Raw genomic sequence first — 3,913 nt, 5'->3', positions numbered from 1 at the left:
TCGTTTTTATAGAAGAATGTCCTAATTGCTCCTGTACTAATCTGAGATTGTGATTGCTTGCCTTGTATAAATGAGAGGCATATGTATGCCTTAAGCTGTGAATTCCGTAATGCTCAGACAATTCTGCGATTTTCATGCATTTCTTGAATGATTTTTGCAGTGCTCTTCTAGTTAATCTTCTTCCTGATAAAGAACAGAGCAGTGGAGAATCTTCACTTATGCTCTGATTTATTTTTTCTTTGTATTTCAGAAACTTTAAACATTTTTTTCTGAATTCATTATTAAGTTTTACAATTCTTTTCTTGTCTCCCTTGCCTTTGCTTACTATTAATGTGGATTGCTCGTTTCCGATTAAAAGATCACCGCAATTCAGGTTAGCCATTTCCTTTACTCTCAAACCTGTAAACAAGCCGAGTTCAACCATGAAACAATTCCTTACTGCCAGATAACTCCTATGCTTTCGCATTAACTCCCGGCAGGTATCCATGAGCTTTCTTACTTCTTCTGTTTTCAGGTATTTACTTTCGTCTAATATCCATGTAAACGTCATTTTGTATGTTCATGATTCATAGGAAAGGTGAACTGCTATAATAAAAGGGAAATAGGTATATTTAAGCTTTCCGACGTCGGTTTAGAGATTGGTATTCTATAAGTAAAGAATGAAAGGAAAGCGGAGAGAAAAAATTAGTGGGTTGTAAAAATAGAGGAATATTAGAAGAATAGATTTGACGACGTGAAATGAATCAGATAGGAATTAGAGGATAAAATGAAAAAGTTCGCACTTCCTATGTAAAGTGAACTTTGTTTTTTAATATAGAAGAAAAAAAAGCCATTATTAAACTTAAGATAAAGAGATGGGACTTACAATCCATAATTTTGTTTTATTTTTTGGGATATTTCTCTTTTCAATTTTTTCCTATCATAAAACCGTATCTGCGAAGAATTACGGAAATTGAATGCTACTTGTTTATCAACATTTCTAGCACCCTTTTTATAATAGAGTATAAATATAATTTTATTGTCTAAGTCTTTGCCCTTTATATACCCCATGGCATAACCTGATTCTTGATAAACATTGGGATTCATACCTGTTAGGTCAGCTATAAATAAACCACAATCTTCAATTTTCTGAATAATTTTATCTGTTATCTGAAAAGTGCAAGGAGTATCAGACTTGTCAATTCTAATAGGAATCAGTTTTAATTCTTTTTTATGTTCAAAATATTGTTTATTTATATCTTGTATTACCGACTCTATAAGACTGCAGTTTCTCAAGCTTTCTTTATGCTTTGTGTTTAAAGAAATGAAAACATCTCTGCATTTTACTTCCATTCTCTTGTTAAAAATATCTAAAAGAGTTGTACTGGAAATTTCCTTAATACTGTACATCTGGCTGTCTTCTACCCATTTTATAAACGAGTCAACCAATTTAGGTTTATCAATTTGAATAATAACTAATACTGAAAAAACCCCGATATTTTCACCTAAATAAGGTTTGGATTTACATCTTAAATCGATTTCTTTTAAAGATTCACATATTTTTTCTATAGATTTGTCGTTTCTTTCTATTATTTTCTTGTCTAAAAGAATTTTGGCGATATTCTTAATCAATGTTCTATATTTTTTATCACTTTGTATAACAGAAATATTTCTTAGTTCAAAGACGTGTTCAATGATTTTCCTTGTAAAGAAATACTCCCATCCAAAATTTTGACTTTTGAGAGAATCATCAGGAAATAGATCTTTATCCTCTAAAATTATTTTCAGACTGTGTTCTTCGTCTAACGGTATGGCTTTAAAATTAATGTTATGGAAAATAATTTTATCTTTCCGATTATCGTCCCGGTCGTCAGATAAAATGATGATGCAAAAAGGAGTAATATATTCTTTGAATTCTTCCTTCAAAGATGCCGCACTTAAGCGGTGATTGCCATCAACCCTGCTTAAAAGTGCTTCTTTTGTATCTTCGTATATTGCGATTGTGGCTAAATCATTACTTTTTTGAAATTTGATCGTTGTTTTATCTACGTTTGATTTGAACCCCTTTTTGTTTTGTATGTCAGCTATTGGATTTAGTCCGCTGACTGCATTCTTTTTGCTAAAATCATAACGCAATTTACAAGATAAAATTACTTCTGGAAAAAACAAGTTGGTTCGGTCAGATAAAAATTGAGTAATCTCGACTTTATGGCCAGACAATAAATCTCTTTGGTAACTAGGTTCTGTTTTGGAAACCTTAGCCAAATCACCCAATTTTGCATATCCACGGATACAGAGAAAACCGCCAAGTGATGTGCTAAATAATCCTTTGAGTTTTATCATCTGTTTTCACCAAGTATTAATTTTTCAACTTCTTTTTTTGCTTTTTCTAATCCTTCTTTTGCTTCTTTTTGTAATTGTTCGGCTTGATGGATTCGTTTCTTAACTTCTTCTGCGATTTTGCTTTGAATAGCAAAAGGGGGCAGTGGAATTTTCACATTTCCTAAATCATTAGGGTATAAATGAGAAGTTTGCCCTCTTTTCTCCCTATTGACTAAAAGATAATATTCATTTAATTTAAGTATCGCAAGAAGATAATAGGGGTTGACTTTTTCTATATTTGGTCTAATGTTTATCAATTCTCCAACGAAATAGATTTTTTCATTTTTTAGAGTATTTGGCATTTCTACTATACTCGGTTTTTTACCTAGATAGTCAGATTGATGGGCAGAGGATAAAAGCAGAATATCTTTATCTTTTACAGTTTTAACTAATGGAACGATATCTTTTACAAAAGATAATTTATCCCATGCAATTTTATTACTTTTTAAGCAACTAACTTTTAAGATAAAATTGCCTTCTTCTGCGTAATCCTCTTTTGCAGGAGTTTTTCCATTAAATAATTCTGTTGCAACTTCTCTTAATGGAACTAATTTTATCTTACTTTTCTCCAAATCTGCTAAAAGTCTTTTAAATTTTGGATTAAAATAGTAGGGGTCATAACGACTATTTTCTAATTCTTCAGAATTAATGCAATATATTTTATCTTCTTCTATTTCAGAAAACTTTATCCCCAATTCATCAAGAACATAACCATTGAGTGAGTCCAAAAGTTGCTGGGCTTCGGTTCCTTTTGATTTTTGGGACAAATAAGCTTTTCCCATTATCTGCACAATTTTATTTTGAATCTCCTTCGAGGGCACAGGGACAATAACTCTTTTCAATTCTTCTGAGGTAATTGCTGGATAATTTCCCCCACTACTCCTTTGAAGCATTTGCTTAAGGGAAAGTCGAGTTCTCAAGAAATAAAGCAAATATTTTCTATCAATATTTGTTTTTAACGTTCTTAAAATGGCGAACCCCGTTGAAGCTATAAAGCCATCCTTTTCTTTGTCAATTAAGGCTATAGCTCCCCTGTTTGGCCTTGTTGTAGATACAATAATATCATTCTCTCTAACAATCATTTTAGCTCTACTTGGAGCTTCTGAGTTGTTGTAATAAGTAATATTTTGAATCTCACCAGAAGTTATGTCAATCTCGCTGATTTCAATGTACGGGAACTCATTATCAAAAAAATCTTTTTGATTCCATGTTTCGTTTGAAAACTCAATAACTTCTCCTAATTTTGCATGTTTGCATTTTATTAGATTTGCTTCTAGTTCCCTAAATTCAGGCCGATAATAATAACTATCTAATCTTGCTTTTATTTCTTCCCTATATACTGTAAAACACTCAACCATTTTTATAATCCTTTGTAGCTATCAGGACTCTTTAAGAATTTCTGATATTCTTTGTATATTATTGTATCTAAATCATTGATTGTGTCTTTTCTTCCTGTTGCGTCATATCCAATATGTTCGGCAATCGCCATGAAGATAGGATAATTGCTCAATTTCTCATTTTGTTTTCTTTTTCGCAGGAACACAAGAGAGGA

Annotated in this window: 4 protein-coding genes; all 4 read right to left on the bottom strand. The window is 31.7% G+C overall.

The features are described 5' to 3' along the window. On the bottom strand, window positions 1–550 hold a 550-nt coding region (locus tag KKC91_02995), incomplete at its 3' end, for a tyrosine-type recombinase/integrase (GenBank protein MBU0477519.1). 311 nt (window positions 551–861) lie between these two features. Next, a complete protein-coding gene (locus KKC91_02990) occupies window positions 862–2,322 on the bottom strand; it encodes a hypothetical protein (protein ID MBU0477518.1) in 1,461 nt (486 codons plus the stop codon). Continuing rightward, window positions 2,319–3,719, bottom strand: a complete 1,401-nt coding sequence (locus KKC91_02985; protein ID MBU0477517.1) for a restriction endonuclease subunit S — start codon at window positions 3,717–3,719, stop codon at window positions 2,319–2,321. The genes KKC91_02990 and KKC91_02985 overlap by 4 nt, the downstream gene beginning before the upstream one ends. 2 nt (window positions 3,720–3,721) lie before the next feature. Beyond that, on the bottom strand, window positions 3,722–3,913 hold a 192-nt coding region (locus KKC91_02980; protein MBU0477516.1), incomplete at its 5' end, for a hypothetical protein.

This window comes from bacterium, from assembly GCA_018812485.1.
Taxonomy (GTDB): Bacteria; JAHJDO01; JAHJDO01; order JAHJDO01; family JAHJDO01; genus JAHJDO01.
The sequence above is the reverse complement of the archived record's forward strand: the minus strand, read 5'-3'. Positions and strand labels throughout refer to the sequence as shown.